We start from the raw sequence: 16514 nt of genomic DNA on the forward strand, positions 1-16514 counted from the left end.
GAGGCGCACCCCGCCTGAAAATTACTTCTTCTGCTCGTTCAGGGCGCGAATGCGTGAAGAGAGCGAGAACAGACGGATAAAGCCGCCCGCGTGACGGTGATCGTAGACTTCATCTTCACCGAAGGTAGCGAACTCTTCTGAGTAAAGGCTGTTCGCGGAACGCTTCTGGGTGGCTGTCGCCTGACCTTTGTAAAGCTGCAGCACCACTTCACCGTTAACCTCTTCCGCCAGCGATTCGGCAGCAGCCTGAATCGACTTACGCAGCGGGGCGAACCAGCGGCCGTCATAAACCACGTAAGACATCTCGTGGCCCAGCTGCTCACGCCATTTGAAGCTATCGCGATCCAGTACCAGCTGTTCAACCGCACGCAGTGCATTCACCATGATGGTGCCGCCCGGGGTTTCGTAGCAGCCACGGGATTTAATGCCCACCAGACGGTTTTCAACGATATCGATACGGCCAACGCCATGTTTTGCGCCCAGCACGTTGAGTTTTTCCAGACACTGGAACGGACTCAGTTTTTCACCGTTAACCGCCACAACCCGACCTTTCTCAACGGTCACGGTCACCTCTTCAGGCTGGTCAGGGGCTTCCAGCGGATCGACAGTCCAGACCCAGCAATCTTTATTCGGTGCATTGGCCGGGCTTTCCAGCACGCCGCCTTCGGTGGAGATGTGCCAGGCATTTTCGTCACGACTGTAGATTTTTTCCAGCGACGCGGTGGTCGGGATGTTGCGCTCTTTCAGGTAGTCCAGCAGCGCTTCACGTGAACGCAGGTTCCATTCACGCCACGGTGCCACCACTTTCAGCTGAGGTGCCAGCGCGGTGTAGGTGGTTTCGAAACGCACCTGGTCATTACCTTTACCGGTTGCGCCGTGACACAGCGCATCCGCGCCCACTTTCAGCGCCAGCTCAACCTGGGCTTTAGCGATGATAGGACGCGCCATTGAGGTGCCCAGCAGATAGGTCCCTTCATACAGCGCACCGGTCTGCAGCACCGGATAAACGTAGTCGCTGATGAACTCTTCACGCAGGTCAACCACGTGACATTCAGATGCGCCAGACTGCAGCGCTTTCTTCTCCACACCTTCCAGATCGCCACGCTCCTGACCGATGTCTGCCACGAAAGCGACCACTTCACAGCCGCCGTAGTTCTCTTTCAGCCATGGAATGATGGCTGACGTATCAAGACCACCGGAGTAAGCCAGAACGATTTTTTTGATGTTTTGCGTTTGCATTTCGTAATCCTTGAATCAGAGTCGTTAAGCGAGAATCCGGGTGCCAATCGACACGCCGTTAAACAGGTCAGGCAGCCGCTCAGCGTGACGCCAGCTGGCAATATCCACCGGGCGGCCCAGCGTACGTGCCGCATCCAGCGCAGCGTGTACTTTCACAATCATGCCGTCGGTAATAATGCCCTGGGTAATCAGCTGCTCGGCTTTATCGGCGGTCATCTCTTCGATGCGCTGACCTTTGCCGTCGAGAATACCACTAACGTCTGACAACAGAACCAGATCAGCGCCCAGCGTCGAGGCCAGAGCGGTCGCTGCCTGATCCGCGTTGACGTTCATCAGGTCGCCGCTGTCAGTAATACCAATCGAGCTGACTACTGGCATATAACCGGCCGCCAGCAGGGTGTTCAGCAGCGCCGGATCGCCCGGCGTTGCGTGGCCAACATGGCCGAGTTCTTCATCAAACGGGGCGACATTGACGATGCCTGCATCGCCCAGGCAGAGACCCACTGCATTGATACCCGATTTTTTTGCCCAGGCCAGCAGCGTTTTATTCGCGGTTCCCGCCAGCGCACCGGTAATGATGTCGATCTGATCGGCCGGGGTGACGCGCAGGCCATTTTTCTTCATCACCGGCAGCGCCAGCTTTTTCATCAGTTCATCCACCAGGCAGCCGCCGCCGTGGACGATGATCAGCGGACGCTGATGGGCGCTACGATAGTTAAGCAGTGCTTCAAACAAGCGCGCCAGCGCTTCTTCGCTGTCTAACAGCACACCGCCCAGCTTAATAATCAATGGATTGGTCATGGTTTAGTTATCCGTTAAATCAGTGACTGCGTTTCAGGGAAGCCGAACCGGATGTTCAGGCACTGTACTGCCTGCGATGCCGCCCCTTTCAGCAGATTATCTTCGGCTGCTACAACAATCAGATGCTCGTCCTGCACTTCAAAACCGATATCGCAGTAAGGCAGGCCGACAACGGCTTTCAGCGCCGGTACGCCCTTATCGTAGAGGCGTACCAGCGGCTTGTCGTCATAGGCACGATGGAAGACGGCAGCGATATCTTCGCGGCTGACACCCGCTTTCAGACGGCAGGTGATGGTGGCCAGGATACCGCGCGGGAAGCTCCCCAGGTGCGGAGTGAAGATTACTGGCGTACCGAGGTGCGCGACAATTTCCGGGTGGTGACGATGATTGAACAGCCCGTAAGGCTGCAGGCTCACTTCGCAGAAGCTGGTGCCGACATTGGCTTTACGTCCGGCACCGCTCACGCCGCTGGTGGCGTTGATAACCGGCCACTGCGCATCGTTTAACAGTCCTGCATCCACCAGAGGTTTCAGAGCCAGCTGAGCAGCGGTCGGGTAGCAACCGGGTACCGCCACCAGCTGCGCCTGCTGAATTTTCTCATGCTGATATTCCGCCAGGCCATAAACGGCTTTATCGAGCCAGTCGCCATGCTGATGCGTGAAACCGTAGAAACGGGTGTAAAAATCAGCGTCGTTCACGCGGAACGCACCCGACAGGTCGAATACCACACAGCCAGCCTTGAGAAATTCCGGGGCCAGATCGTGGCTGACTTCGTGGGCCGTCGCCAGGAACACGACATCTACTTTGTCTGCCCACTCCGCCGCGCTGCTCAGCGGCTGCAGCGGTAAATCCACCACGCCTTTCAGCTGCGGATGGAGATCGGACAGGCGCTTGCCGGCATCAGGGCTTTGCGCCGAAACCGCCAAAGCGGTTATGTTGATATGTGGATGGCGATTCAGGAAGGTGGCAAGCTCAACACCAGCGTAACCACTGGCACCAACGATCAGCGTATTCAACATCAGGCTGTAACCCTTTTTACAGTCGCACGTTCCGGGTCGCGGCCTTGCCCCGTTACCCACCCTGTCATCTGCAGTGATTTAAGGTTCCCTTGCAGAGGACGTTAATGTATTTTTATTCACTATTACTGCATGAATATGGATACATCCTAACCCAAGGACCGCCAACAGTGAAGACAAAATTACCGCCTTTTATTGAACTGTACAGCCAGTTAATCGCCACACCGTCGATCAGTGCAACCGATGCCGCGCTGGATCAGAGTAATGAAACTTTAATCAATTTGCTGGCCGGCTGGTTCCGCGACCTTGGCTTCAGCGTTGAAGTGCAGCCGGTGCCCGGCACCCGCAATAAATTTAACATGCTGGCGCGAACCGGCAGTGGAGCGGGCGGCCTGCTGTTAGCGGGTCATACGGATACCGTTCCCTTTGATGATGGCCGCTGGACGCGCGATCCCTTTACCCTGACCGAGCACGACAACAAGCTCTATGGTCTGGGCACGGCAGACATGAAAGGCTTCTTCGCCTTTATTCTCGATACGCTGCGCGATGTGGATGTCAGTACGCTGAGTAAGCCGCTCTATATCCTCGCCACGGCCGATGAAGAAACCACCATGGCGGGTGCCAAATATTTCTCGGAATCAACGCAACTGCGTCCCGACTGCGCCATCATCGGTGAACCGACCTCGCTGAAACCGGTGCGTGCACATAAAGGCCATCTGTCGAATGTGATTCGTATTGAAGGAAAATCGGGCCATTCCAGCGATCCGGCGCGTGGCGTCAACGCCATTGAACTGATGCATGAGTCGATCACTCACCTGATGCAACTGCGCAACACGCTGCAGGAGCGTTATCACCATGACGGCTTTGCCATCCCCTATCCCACCATGAATTTCGGGCATATTCATGGCGGCGACGCCGCTAACCGTATCTGCGCCTGTTGTGAACTGCATATGGATATCCGACCGCTGCCGGGCCTGTCGCTGAGCGATCTGGATGGGTTACTGAACGAGGCGCTGGCACCAGTGAGTGCCCGCTGGCCGGGCCGTGTCACGGTGGCCGAACTGCATCCACCGATTCCAGGCTATGAGTGTCCGGCTAATCATGAGCTGGTGAGCGTGGTAGAGAAATTGCTGGGTACGCCAACGGAGATAGTGAACTACTGCACCGAAGCGCCGTTTATTCAGCAGCTCTGCCCGACGCTGGTCCTGGGTCCGGGTTCGATTAATCAGGCACACCAGCCAGATGAATTTATCGATACGGCATTTATTAAGCCGACGCGGGCACTTATCAGTCAGGTTGTGCAGCATTTTTGTCACTGATTGACAGTAAATGGGGCATTTCACTGTATTAACAGCAAAATGCCCCCTCATTCTGCGGGATTTAACAATAAGAATAACTTATCCCGCTTCCTTCCCGATAAATTCTGTGAATTTCCGTTAGTTAGCGCCATCTTCAGCGCACTTTAACGCATTTGACGAACGCAACATTACGTGGCTAGATAAAAGACGATGTTATGCCCACCGGGTAATTATCCAGAACGTTTCAGAATGCGGACAGGCGGCAACGGAGGCGGTTCCCTGTAGATTATCGGGAACACGATGTTGCTGATTTTTTGCTGCCTGAAAGGTCGGGTGTAGAAGTTTTTAAAGACGATAAGGGTGTCAGGGTCCAATGAACGAACAATATTCCGCAATGCGAAGTAATGTCAGTATGCTCGGCAAACTGCTCGGGGATACGATTAAGGATGCACTGGGAGAGAACATCCTCGACCAGGTGGAAACCATCCGTAAGCTCTCCAAGTCATCCCGTGCAGGCAATGATACGCATCGTAAAGAGCTGCTCAATACGCTGCAGAACCTCTCCAACGAGGAGCTTCTGCCGGTTGCACGCGCATTCAGCCAGTTTCTGAACCTCACCAACGTAGCGGAGCAGTATCAGACCATCTCGCAGAGCGGCGAAGGTGAAAACCATCCTGAACTGCTGAAAAAGACCTTTGATACCCTGAAGCAGCAGAAAGATATCAGCGAAACCGACATTCTGGCGGCCATTGAGTCGCTGTCGCTGGAGCTGGTGCTGACTGCGCACCCGACCGAAATCACCCGTCGTACGCTGATTCACAAGCTGGTTGAAGTGAACAGCTGTCTGAAACAGCTCGACCACAGCGACGTCTCCGACTACGAGCGTAACCAGATTATGCGCCGTCTGCGTCAGCTGGTAGCACAGGCGTGGCACACCGATGAGATCCGCAAATATCGTCCGACCCCCGTCGACGAAGCCAAATGGGGCTTTGCCGTTGTAGAAAACAGCCTGTGGGAAGGCGTTCCCGCCTTCCTGCGTGAGCTGAATGAGCAGGTCGAAGAGGCCTTTGGCATTAAGCTGCCGGTCGATTTCGTGCCGGTTCAGTTCACCTCATGGATGGGTGGCGACCGCGACGGTAACCCGAACGTCACAGCCTCCATTACCCGCCATGTGATGCAGCTAAGCCGCTGGAAAGCCACAGATCTGTTCCTGCGTGATATCGGCGTGCTGATCTCCGAGCTGTCGATGTCCGAGTGCAGCGAAGAGATCCGCGAGCTCAGCGGCGATCCGGAAGCGCTGGAACCTTATCGCGTAATCCTGAAACGCCTGCGCAGCCAGTTAATGTCTACCCAGTCATTCCTGGAACGCCGCCTGAAAGGTGAGCGTCTGCCGCGTCCGGCCGATTTGCTGGTCTCCAACGATCAGCTGTGGGACCCGTTGTATGCCATCTATCAGTCACTGCAACAGTGCGGCATGGGCATTATTGCCAACGGTCAGTTGCTCGATACGCTGCGCCGCGTGAAATGCTTCGGCGTGCCGCTGGTGCGTATCGATCTGCGTCAGGAAAGTACCCGCCATACAGAGGCGATTGCTGAAGTGACCCGTTACCTGGGCCTCGGCGATTATGAAAGCTGGTCCGAAGCGGACAAACAGGCCTTCCTGATCCGTGAACTGAACTCCAAACGCCCATTGCTGCCACGCAGCTGGGAACCCAGCGATGAGACGCGTGAAGTGCTGGAGACCTGTCGCGTTGCGGCTGAAGCGCCACAAGGCTCTATCGCCGCTTATGTTATTTCGATGGCGAAAACCCCTTCCGACGTGCTGGCCGTGCATCTGCTGCTGAAAGAAGCGGGTATCGGCTATGCAATGCCGGTTGCACCGCTGTTTGAAACACTGGATGACCTGAACAACGCAAACGACGTGATGAGCCAGTTACTGAGCATCGACTGGTATCGCGGCTTTATTCAGGGCAAACAGATGGTGATGATTGGCTATTCTGACTCGGCGAAAGATGCCGGTGTGATGGCCGCCAGTTGGGCGCAGTATCAGGCACAGGATGCACTGATTAAAACCTGCGAAAAAGCCGGGATTTCCCTGACGCTGTTCCACGGACGCGGCGGCAGCATTGGCCGTGGCGGCGCGCCCGCGCATGCCGCACTGCTGTCACAACCGCCAGGCAGCCTGCGCGGCGGTCTGCGTGTGACCGAACAGGGTGAGATGATCCGCTTTAAATATGGCTTACCGGCCGTGACGATCGCCAGCCTGTCGCTCTACACCGGCGCGATTCTGGAAGCGAACCTGATGCCACCGCCGGAGCCAGAACGCGAATGGCGCGACATCATGGATCAGCTCTCTGCTGACTCCTGCGCAATGTATCGCGGGTATGTGCGTGAAAATGCGGACTTCGTCCCCTACTTCCGTTCGGCGACGCCGGAGCAGGAACTGGGCAAATTACCGCTCGGCTCACGTCCGGCCAAACGCCGTCCTACCGGTGGCGTGGAGTCGCTGCGTGCGATCCCATGGATTTTTGCCTGGACGCAGAACCGTCTGATGCTGCCTGCCTGGCTCGGTGCCGGTGCTGCCCTACAGCAGGCGATGGCGGCCGGTCATCAGGATCAACTGGAAGCGATGTGCCGCGACTGGCCGTTCTTCTCTACCCGCCTGGGCATGCTGGAGATGGTGTTCTCGAAAGCGGACCTGTGGCTGGCGGAATATTACGATCAGCGTCTGGTCGACAAATCACTCTGGCCGTTAGGCAAACAGCTGCGCGACCAGCTTGATGCCGATATCAAAGCGGTACTGACCATTGCCAACGACTCGCATCTGATGGCTGACCAGCCGTGGATTGCCGAGTCGATTGCACTGCGTAACGTCTATACCGATCCGCTCAACGTACTCCAGGCGGAACTGCTGCATCGTTCCCGTGCGCAGGAAGCGCGGGGTGAAGAACCGGATGCCCGCGTTGAGCAGGCTCTGATGGTGACAATTGCGGGTGTGGCGGCAGGCATGCGCAATACCGGTTAATCCCGGTCAGGCGCGGATCACACCCCGCGCCGCCAGAGAGCAGCAATAAAAAAGTCGGGAAATTCCCGACTTTTTTACTGGCTCAGGCAGAACGGTTAAGCCGCCGCCGCAACCGGGCGAACCCCTAACGTGTGGCAGATGGCGTAACTCATTTCGGCACGGTTCAGCGTGTAAAAATGGAAATCTTTCACCCCTTCGCGTGACAGGATTTTCACCATATCCATCGCGATATTCGCTCCCACCATTTTGCGCGTTTCCGGATCGTCATCCAGACCGGCAAACATCGCGCTCATCCAGCCGGGCACGCGCACATTGGTCAGCGTGGCAAAGCGTTGCAGCTGCTTAAAGTTAGAGACCGGCAGAATGCCCGGCACAATTTCCACATCAATGCCGGTCGAGACACAGCGGTCGCGGAAACGCAGATAGCTTTCGACGTCGAAGAAAAACTGGGTAATGGCCCGGTTTGCGCCTGCATCAATTTTTCGTTTGAGATTAATCAGGTCGGCCTGGGCGCTTTTCGCTTCGGGATGGACTTCCGGATAGGCAGCAACAGAAATATCAAAATCGCCGACCTCTTTCAGCAGCGAAACCAGATCGCTGCCGTACATCTCTGGCTTGCCGCTGCCAGGTGGCAGATCGCCACGCAGTGCCACAATATGACGGATACCGTTGTTCCAGTAATCCTGAGCGATGGTGCGCAGTTCATCGCGCGTCGCATCAACACAGGTCAGATGGGGTGCTGCTTCCAGGCCGGTGCGATCTTTAATGCCTTTGATAATGCTGTGGGTGCGATCGCGTTCACCTGAGTTCGCACCGTAAGTGACAGAAACGAATTTCGGTTTCAGACTGCTCAGGCGGTCAATTGAGGTCCACAGAGTCTCTTCCATTTCGCCGGTGCGCGGCGGAAAGAACTCAAACGACACATTAATTTGCCCGTTCAGTTCAGCCAGGCTCTGGTTTAGCGCTTCGCGCTGATTGGCATGAAAGAAACTCATCCTGCACCCTCACTGATTAATAATTGGCCCGTAAACATCTACACGTTTAGACGTCCAGATGTTCAAAATGACGCAATCTCAGTGTGCCGTCAACGTAAAAATGGTCAACAGACGTGATCAATTTTCAATCAACATGAAGGGATTTCAACAGGAAGGAGGCAACACTTTGAAAACAGGCGCCGAAGCGCCTGATGAAGAAGGATTACAGCAGTTGGGCGAGGCGATTGATATCGGACTGAATAGCGCCGGCGGTGACATCCCGGCCTGCGCCCGGCCCGCGGATCACCAACGGATTATCGCGATACCAGCGGCTCTCAATGGCAAAGACGTTGTCGCACGGCAGCAGCGCGGCCAGCGGATGCTCAGGTCGCACCGCTTCAACTCCTACGCGCGCCTTGCCGTTAGCATCAAAACGGGCAACGTAGCGCAGCACCAGGTCCATCTCTCGCGCGGCTTCCAGCCGCTGCAGCATCTGTTCGTTCAGCTCTTCGCCATTTTCAAAGAAGTGATCAATCGATCCCTCAAGACAGTTATTTGGTACCAGCGATTCAACCCGCACCTGATCCGGCTCGATGTTATAGCCCGCCTCACGCGCCAGGATCACCAGCTTGCGCATCACATCCTGACCCGAGAGATCGGCGCGCGGGTCAGGCTCGGTTAAACCCTGCTGCCACGCCTGATCTACCAGCTCGGTAAACGGCACCGTGCCATCAAACTGCAGGAACAGCCACGACAGCGTACCGGAGAAGATCCCGCTAATCGCCAGAATGGTATCGCCGCTGTCGCGCAGATCGCGCACCGTATAGTTAATCGGCAGACCAGCACCAACAGTGGCGTTATAGAGCCAGTGACGCCCGGTTTTGGTAAAGGCATCCCGAATCTGCCGCCAGGTCTGACTGTCAGACGCACCCGCAACCTTGTTGGCGCTGATTACATGAAAACCGTGGCTGGCAAAATCAAGATACTGCTGCGCCAGCGGTGTACTGGCCGTGACATCCAGCACCACCAAATCATCGAACGGATGAGCACGCATCCACAGGAACAGCGACTCTTCATCGCGCTCCACCGCTTCATCATCAAAGAAGGCGAGCGCACGACTGGCATCCAGCCCGTCATAGCTCAGCAGGCTGCGGCGGCTGTCCGCGACGCCCGCCAGCACAAATTCAAAGCCGGTGCGCGCTGACAGCGTTTCCTGATCGCGGGCAAACAGTTCAAGCCAGCGTGAACCGATATTGCCTTTGCCAAACAGCATCAGACCGATGCGCTTTTCTGCGCGGAACAGCGACTGATGCAGTCCCTGAATCAGGTGCTGGGTCGGCCCGACGCGCAGTACCGCCACCACGCTAATGTGATCTTCGGACTGCCAGATGAATTCAACCGGCTGATCTTTTAGCTGCTGCCAGAAACGATGGGTATGCAGTGGATTGCGGGTAACGCCTGCGCCAACCAGCGCCACCAGCGCCAGGCCGTCGCGCAGCTGCAGATGGCCCGGTAAACCGGCGTCCTGTAGCAGTGTGAAGGCGCTGTTAACCACTTCAGAGGTATAGCAGAGCTGCAGCAGCTGACGGTCAGGATGGACGCCAAACGCCAGCGGACGCAACTGCGCGCGCTTCAGCAGCAGGTCAATCTCTTTGTGCAGGATGGCGAAGTCATGCTGCCCGGGCAGCTGAATCTCAATCAGGCACACATCATCGTGGCTGGTGACGATGCGCGCCCCGGTTCCGGAGGCCAGCACACGTTCAATACGGGTTGAGCCCTGCTCCGGCTGATAACTGCAGCGCAGTTGCAGGTCGATATCGCTGCCAGAAACCGGCTGCAGCGTGCGGGTGTGCAGCACCGGAGCAGCCAGCCGCGCCAGCTCACTGGCTTCATCCAGCCTTAACAGCGGCAGCAGACAGGCATCAGAGACTTTGCGGGGATCGGCGCTGTAAACGCCCGCGACATCGCTCCAGATGGTCACGCGTCCGACACCCGCCAGCGCGCCAATCTGCGTAGCGGAATAGTCGGAGCCGTTGCGGCCAAGCAGGACGGTTTCACCGGCATCGTTGCGGCTTATAAAGCCGGTCACCACGATGCGCTTTTGCGGATGCTGCGCCAGCAAAGTCTGCAGCAGGGGCCAGGATTTCCCCTCATCCACCTGCGGCTGAGCAGCACGTTCAGCACGCAGAAACTCACGCGCATCCAGCCAGCAGGCCTGCAGGTCACGCTGGCTCAGTACCGCTGACATCAGGCGTGCCGACCATATTTCACCGTGCCCGACCACTTCGGCATAGACCGCATCGGTGATCGGCGCATCCAGCAGTACGGCCAGCTTTTCCAGATCGCGGATAAATGTGGTGATTAAGGGTTCGGCGATCTCAGCAGGCAGCAGCGCACCGATTAGTTCACTCTGGTAGCGCCGTAAAGCCTGTTGCACCTGATGCGCAGAGAGCCGATCGTTCTGGCTCAGCTTCAGCCAGCTAATCAGCTGGTTGGTGGTTGAGCCTGCCGCGGAGACCACCATCAGATCGCCCGGCTGGCTGTAGTCCGCCATAATGCTGGCAACGCGCTGATAGCAACGCGCATCGGCCAGGCTGCTGCCGCCAAACTTATGCAACTGCCTGATGTTCGGCGTTCCCGCGCCTGCTGAAATCGTCATGCTTAACCCTCGGCTGCGATCCGGAATGCATTATCCAGATCGGCAATTAAATCTTCGTGATCTTCAATACCAACAGAAACCCGTAGCAGCGTATCGGAAATGCCTGCTGCCGCGCGTGCTTCTGCCGACATCCCCGCGTGCGTCATGGTGGCGGTATGGGAGATCAGACTCTCTACGCCGCCCAGCGATTCCGCCAGCGTAAATAGCCGCAACGCTTTCAGGAAGCGACGCAGCAGCGCCTCATCACCGTCGACCTCGAAACTCAGCATGGCACCAAAGCCGCGCTGCTGACGTACCGCATGTTCGTGTCCGGCGTTTTCCGGCAGCGAAGGATGATACAACTTTTTCACCCGCTTCTGCTGCTTCAGATAGTCCACAATCGCGAGTGCGTTGCGTTGTGCGGCTGCAATGCGCGGCGCAAGCGTACGAATGCCGCGCAGCAGCAGATAACTGTCAAAGGCTGCGCCGGTCACGCCAATGTTATTCGCCCACCAGGCCAGGTCGGTCGCCAGTTGCGGATCTTTGGCAATCACCGCGCCCGCCACCACATCGGAGTGACCATTGAGGTATTTGGTACAGGAGTGGATCACCAGGTCCGCACCCAGCGCCAGGGGATTCTGCAGCGCCGGACTCATAAAGGTGTTATCTACCACGCTGACGGCACCCGCAGCGCGCGCGGCGGCGCAAATCGCGCTGATATCCACGACGCGCAGCAGCGGATTGCTGGGGCTTTCAATCAGCACCAGTTTCGGTTTTTCATCCAGTGCTGCCTGCAGCGCCACCGGATCGCCCTGATCGACAAATTTCACCCGATAGGCGCCGCGTTTGCTCAGGCTGTCAAACAGCCGATAGCTGCCGCCATAACAGTCGTGTGGCGCAACCAGCAGATCGCCAGGCTTCAGGAACACCGTCGTGACCAGGTGAATGGCCGACATGCCGGTATTGGTTAATACCGCACCTGCTCCGCCTTCCAGCTCCGCCAGCGTACGCTGTACGACATCACGAGTGGGGTTACCACGACGGGAATAGTCATGTGCACGAGGCTCATTGAAATCAAGAAAGTTATAGGTTGTAGAGAGGTGGATGGGCGGGACAACGCAGCCATATTGCTCGTCATCATTCAAACCGCTGCGCACTGCGATGGTTGCCGGTTTACGCGTCATGAGCGAATTGTTCCTGAAGAGTTAAGAAAATGTAGTCCACAGAATATCACCCTCTAATTAGACGTCAATACATCTGGACATCTAAATGTCTTTGCGTATAGATTGAGCAAAAACGCAATAACCGCTAAAATTATGCGTCATCGCCTGGCGTTCCCCTCTGTGATGAAGAGGCTGCGAGCGAAGAAAACCCGCCATATCAGGGGTCAGGCAGGAAAAAATCAGGCATAATCCGCTGATTTCCTCACATTTAACGTTTATTAATTAAGGTAACCCATGGCTGAATGGAACGGCGAATATATCAGCCCGTACGCTGAGCACGGTAAGAAGAGCGAGCAGGTCAAGAAGATTACAGTTTCTATCCCATTGAGCGTGCTGAAGATTTTAACGGATGAGCGTACCCGTCGTCAGGTGAACAACCTGCGTCACGCCACCAACAGCGAGCTGCTTTGCGAAGCCTTTTTACATGCCTTTACGGGCCAACCGCTGCCGGATGACGTCGACCTGCGCAAAGAGCGTAATGATGAGATTCCGGAAGAAGCAAAAGCAATCATGCGCCAGATGGGTGTCGACCCGGATACCTGGGAGTATTGATCCCCGGGGTCCGGTTTCACTGAATCCCGCTTCAGAGGAGCAGGCTCCGCTCAGGGAGCCGCTTTCTGATGCGATATGAGCGGCTTTTGCTGCTTTCCGCAATCTGATTGACCCTTCTGAATATTGCCCGTCAGACTTATCATAAAAATCCAGCCTGTTCTCATATTATTCCGTTATTTCTGTTGCAATAAGAATGCCTTTTTATTTCGATAATAGAATAATTACTATTGTTCACTATTATCCGCATCCGTAAAATTTTGTCTGAGCGACTATTTCACGGAAAGAAAATGAGTATTAAATATAAAATAACGTCATGTGCATCTGCTTTTATTATTATCCTGGTCGCCTCAGCAGTTCGCTCTTGTTTTTATCCGGCGAAAGCTGCACCCGCTCTCACAGAGCCAAATGGGAATATCAATGCACTGCAACAGGATCGTGTACGCAAAGAGCAACTGATGCCTGAACCGCAGCGGGCAGCGTCTGAACAACAGCGCTTCCGGCCAGAAGATATTCCCTTTCCGCATGAAGAAAACTGCTATCTCATTGATAAGGTCTCTTTAAAGCAGGATAGCAAAAAACTTCACCTCGAAAAATTAAGGTATTTTACTTCTCAGGCAGAAGGAAAATGTCTGGGTATCGCGGGTATAAGATTGCTGTCAAAAACCCTGCAGAATGAAATCATCCGGACAGGATATATCACCACGCGCGTTAATTTACCGGAGCAAAACCTGTCAGGTGGCGAATTAAAATTTGATATTAATGCCGGTAAAGTGGGAAAAATCGTTCTTAATAAATCCGGGGAAGACTATATCAATTTAACCAGCACATTACCGTTCAAAACGGGTGATGTGCTTGAACTCAGCGACCTTGAACAGGGTAGCCTTAATCTTCAGCGCGTACCGGGATCGCAGGTTAACGTCAATCTGGTGCCTGGCAGTGGCAAAGGTGAAAGTGACATCTATATCCAGCGCAGGCAGGATAAATACTGGCAGGTGGGTGCATGGCTTAATGATGCTGGCTCAGTTGCAACAGGCCGTTACCAGGGTGGTGCAGCGCTCTATCTGAATAATATCACCTCACTGAGTGACACCCTTTACGTCTCTTATGGCCACGATATTGCCCCGAAGCACACGATAAAAGGTAACAGTAATAAATCGATAGGTTATTCAATCCCCTGGGGTTACTGGTGGCTCGATCTCTACGCCAGTCACAGTGACTACCGGCAATTTATGACCGGAAACTGGGCAAAATGGACGCTGAATAATAAGAACCGTTATTACAATGCGCAACTCAATCGACTGATTTCACGCACCGTGCATCAGACCAGTACGGTTGGCCTGCAAATATTCGATGCGGAATCGCGTTACTCCCTGGATGATTTTGACCTTGTCAGCATGCATAAAAGAAGTGCGGGCTGGAAAGCGGTGCTGCAACATCAAATCAATGTTGATAATGCAGGTCTCGCAACCACACTAAGTTACCAAAGAAAGATGCCCTGGTTTAACAGCAGCAAAACTGTTGAGCAGGAGTATGGACTCATTGATAAGCAAGGCCGGATTGTTACTTTAGATCTTGAGGGTTCCGTCAACTTTCGTGTCTATGAAAACTGGCTAAACTACTCTCCTCATTTCAGCCTGCAATATTCGCCCGATAGCCTCTCGTCACTCAACCGCTTTTCGCTGGCAAACCGCTGGACGGTGCGCGGTTTCGATGGTGAATATTCTCTTCAGGACAATAAGGGATGGTACTGGCGCAACGATCTTAGCTGGATAATTCCCGGCAAACCGATTCAGCCCTATATCGGTGTTGATGCAGGCCAGGTCTATGGCAATTACAACCAGCAGTATTATACCGGAAAAACCGTCACAGGCAGCGTTGTCGGCCTGCGTGGAAAAGTTCTGCAAACACGCTTTGATCTTTTTGCCGGTACCCCGCTAAAAAAACCACAAGCCTTTCACACTGATCCACTTACGCTGGGTTTTTCATTGCAATGGAAATATTAAAAAAGATGGAGATTTTTTAATAAAAAACAGCTTTAAAAAATAAATACACCCATACAAAAAAAGGATAGAGATAATGAAGAAGCATAAGTTTAACCTGGTATTCCTGGCTACCGTGGCCACATTGTGTGGACAGCCTGCGCTGGCTGCACTCAATACTTACACCCATGCAAATGGATCGACCGTCGTTAATATTAACCAGGCTGATGCAAATGGTCTTTCACACAATATGTATCAGAACTTTAACGTCACCAGTGATGGAATGGTCCTGAATAATAGCACCACAGATTTAGTGCGTGACAAGGGTGATCTTGCGCGAAACAGCAATCTGGATAAGTCAGCCAGCCTTATCCTGAATGAAGTTATCTCAAAAAGCTCGTCTTCACTGAACGGGTATATTGAAGTCGCCGGTCAAAAAGCGGATGTCATTATCGCTAACCCGAATGGTATTACCTGCTCTGGCTGTAGCTTCATTAACACCGGACGCGCCACGCTGACCACCGGAACGCCCACCTTTACCGATGGTGCATTGACTGGTTTCAATGTGGCGAAAGGCACAATTACTGTTAATGATGATGGTCTGAAAGGAGCCGATTACACCGACCTGCTGGCGCAGAAAATTAATATCCAGGGAGAGATCGATACCACTCAATTGAAAGCGATTGCCGGTATCTATGATTACAATATCACTTCCGGTTCGGCGACAGCGAGTGGAACGGCCAAAGCCTACGGCAACACCATTGATGTCAGCGCGCTGGGGGGGGCAACTGCGGGAATTATTCAGCTGCAAACTACTGATGCCGGTGCGGGTGTCAATAACAGCGGCGTACTGAATGCGACTAATCTCTACATTACAGCTAATGGCACATTAACCAACAGCGGCACGATTGAAACCGGACTGCTGAGCGCTACCGCAGGTGGCAGCCTAACGAACAGAGGAACGCTGTCTGCCAGCCAGGCTGTTCTGCAGACAACGGATGCGTTCACCAATAACGGCACCATTAAAACGACGGATTACGCCACCATCGTCAGCGTGGGAAAAATTTCTAACAACAATAATGCGCAGATTGATGCTGCTGGTGCTGTAAATATTATTTCTCTGGCCGGTAATATTGAGAACAGAGGAACCATCACGACGCCAAAAACGTTGGCCATGCAGACCGGTTATAATACGGTTGACGGTGTCGTCACGGCTGTCGCCAACACCAGCCTGCTCAATTCAGGGGCGATTCAGGCAGGTAACCTGAGTATGAATGCCGTTAAAGAGGTCAGCCTTCTGTCTGGCGGAGACGTGACTTCACAGGGTACAGCCTATGTTTCTGCGACAAAGGTCTCTAACGCAGCGACCCTGACCGCTCAGAATGCCTCTGTCGTGGCGAATGAGGTCAGCAATCAGGGCGTCATGCAGACAACCGGACTGTTAAACGTGTCGGGTAAAAACGGCATCTCTAATAGCGGTACCATGAGGGCGGGAACGCTGACACTGGCGACAGACGAGAAAATCAGTAACGCATCCTGTTTACTCTGGGTGCTGTGCAGTAAAGGCACAATGTCAGCCGATAAAATCACGATTACCGCACCGAAGATCGCCGCGATTAGTGATTTAAATGGTACTTATACGACGCAGGTACTTGAACTGAATAAGCCTGCGGCGACCCCGGCAACGGACACCAGCCTGTAACAGCCATAAAAAAACCCAGCCGAAGCTGGGTTTTTTCTTGCCGCCGAACCCGCAGGTTCAGGTGCCT

Annotated in this window: 11 protein-coding genes; 5 read left to right on the forward strand and 6 right to left on the reverse strand. The window is 54.4% G+C overall.

Going from position 1 to position 16514, the window contains the following annotated elements; translation table 11 throughout:
• Positions 1-21: 21 nt before the first annotated feature.
• Genes BY447_RS09940 through argC form a run of 3 tightly spaced genes read right to left on the reverse strand, consistent with a single transcriptional unit; the run spans position 22 to position 3059 of the window.
• On the reverse strand, positions 22-1239 hold the full coding sequence (locus BY447_RS09940) for an argininosuccinate synthase (protein ID WP_022624925.1): 1218 nt from the start codon (positions 1237-1239) through the stop codon (positions 22-24).
• A gap of 24 nt (positions 1240-1263) precedes the next feature.
• Positions 1264-2040, reverse strand: a complete 777-nt coding sequence (argB, locus tag BY447_RS09945) for an acetylglutamate kinase (RefSeq protein ID WP_098052047.1) — start codon at positions 2038-2040, stop codon at positions 1264-1266.
• A 14-nt stretch (positions 2041-2054) separates the two neighbouring features.
• Complete coding sequence (gene argC / locus BY447_RS09950) at positions 2055-3059, reverse strand: N-acetyl-gamma-glutamyl-phosphate reductase (protein ID WP_013359457.1); 1005 nt, start codon at positions 3057-3059, stop codon at positions 2055-2057.
• A 167-nt stretch (positions 3060-3226) separates the two neighbouring features.
• Between argC and argE the strand changes: the two genes are divergently transcribed.
• A complete protein-coding gene (gene argE, locus BY447_RS09955; protein WP_061061096.1) occupies positions 3227-4375 on the forward strand; it encodes an acetylornithine deacetylase in 1149 nt (382 codons plus the stop codon).
• Positions 4376-4727: 352 nt separating this feature from the next.
• The gene (ppc, locus tag BY447_RS09960; RefSeq protein WP_013359459.1) at positions 4728-7379 is read left to right on the forward strand and encodes a phosphoenolpyruvate carboxylase; all 2652 of its coding nucleotides are present in this window, start codon (positions 4728-4730) and stop codon (positions 7377-7379) included.
• A gap of 95 nt (positions 7380-7474) precedes the next feature.
• On the opposite strand, the gene metF is transcribed toward ppc, so the two are convergent.
• The 3 genes from metF to metB all read right to left on the reverse strand — a co-directional run bounded on the left by metF (position 7475) and on the right by metB (position 12175).
• Complete coding sequence (metF, locus tag BY447_RS09965; RefSeq protein WP_110331059.1) at positions 7475-8374, reverse strand: methylenetetrahydrofolate reductase; 900 nt, start codon at positions 8372-8374, stop codon at positions 7475-7477.
• A gap of 202 nt (positions 8375-8576) precedes the next feature.
• The gene (locus BY447_RS09970) at positions 8577-11012 is read right to left on the reverse strand and encodes a bifunctional aspartate kinase/homoserine dehydrogenase II (RefSeq protein WP_095706516.1); all 2436 of its coding nucleotides are present in this window, start codon (positions 11010-11012) and stop codon (positions 8577-8579) included.
• 2 nt (positions 11013-11014) lie between these two features.
• Positions 11015-12175 (reverse strand): cystathionine gamma-synthase, encoded by a 1161-nt coding sequence (gene metB, locus BY447_RS09975; protein WP_013359462.1) that lies wholly within the window; start codon positions 12173-12175, stop codon positions 11015-11017.
• Positions 12176-12448: 273 nt separating this feature from the next.
• On the opposite strand from metB, the gene metJ reads away from it, so the two are divergent.
• The 3 genes from metJ (at position 12449) to BY447_RS09990 (ending at position 16447) form a co-directional block, all read left to right on the forward strand.
• The gene (gene metJ, locus BY447_RS09980; RefSeq protein ID WP_013359463.1) at positions 12449-12766 is read left to right on the forward strand and encodes a met regulon transcriptional regulator MetJ; all 318 of its coding nucleotides are present in this window, start codon (positions 12449-12451) and stop codon (positions 12764-12766) included.
• Between the two features lie 287 nt (positions 12767-13053).
• Positions 13054-14769, forward strand: coding sequence for a ShlB/FhaC/HecB family hemolysin secretion/activation protein (locus BY447_RS09985; protein WP_110331060.1), 1716 nt, complete (start codon positions 13054-13056; stop codon positions 14767-14769).
• A gap of 73 nt (positions 14770-14842) precedes the next feature.
• On the forward strand, positions 14843-16447 hold the full coding sequence (locus BY447_RS09990) for a filamentous hemagglutinin N-terminal domain-containing protein (protein ID WP_110331061.1): 1605 nt from the start codon (positions 14843-14845) through the stop codon (positions 16445-16447).
• The last annotated feature ends 67 nt before the right edge of the window (positions 16448-16514 follow it).

Source organism: Pantoea sp. JKS000250, assembly GCF_003201065.1.
GTDB classification, from domain to species: domain Bacteria; phylum Pseudomonadota; class Gammaproteobacteria; order Enterobacterales; family Enterobacteriaceae; genus Pantoea; species Pantoea vagans.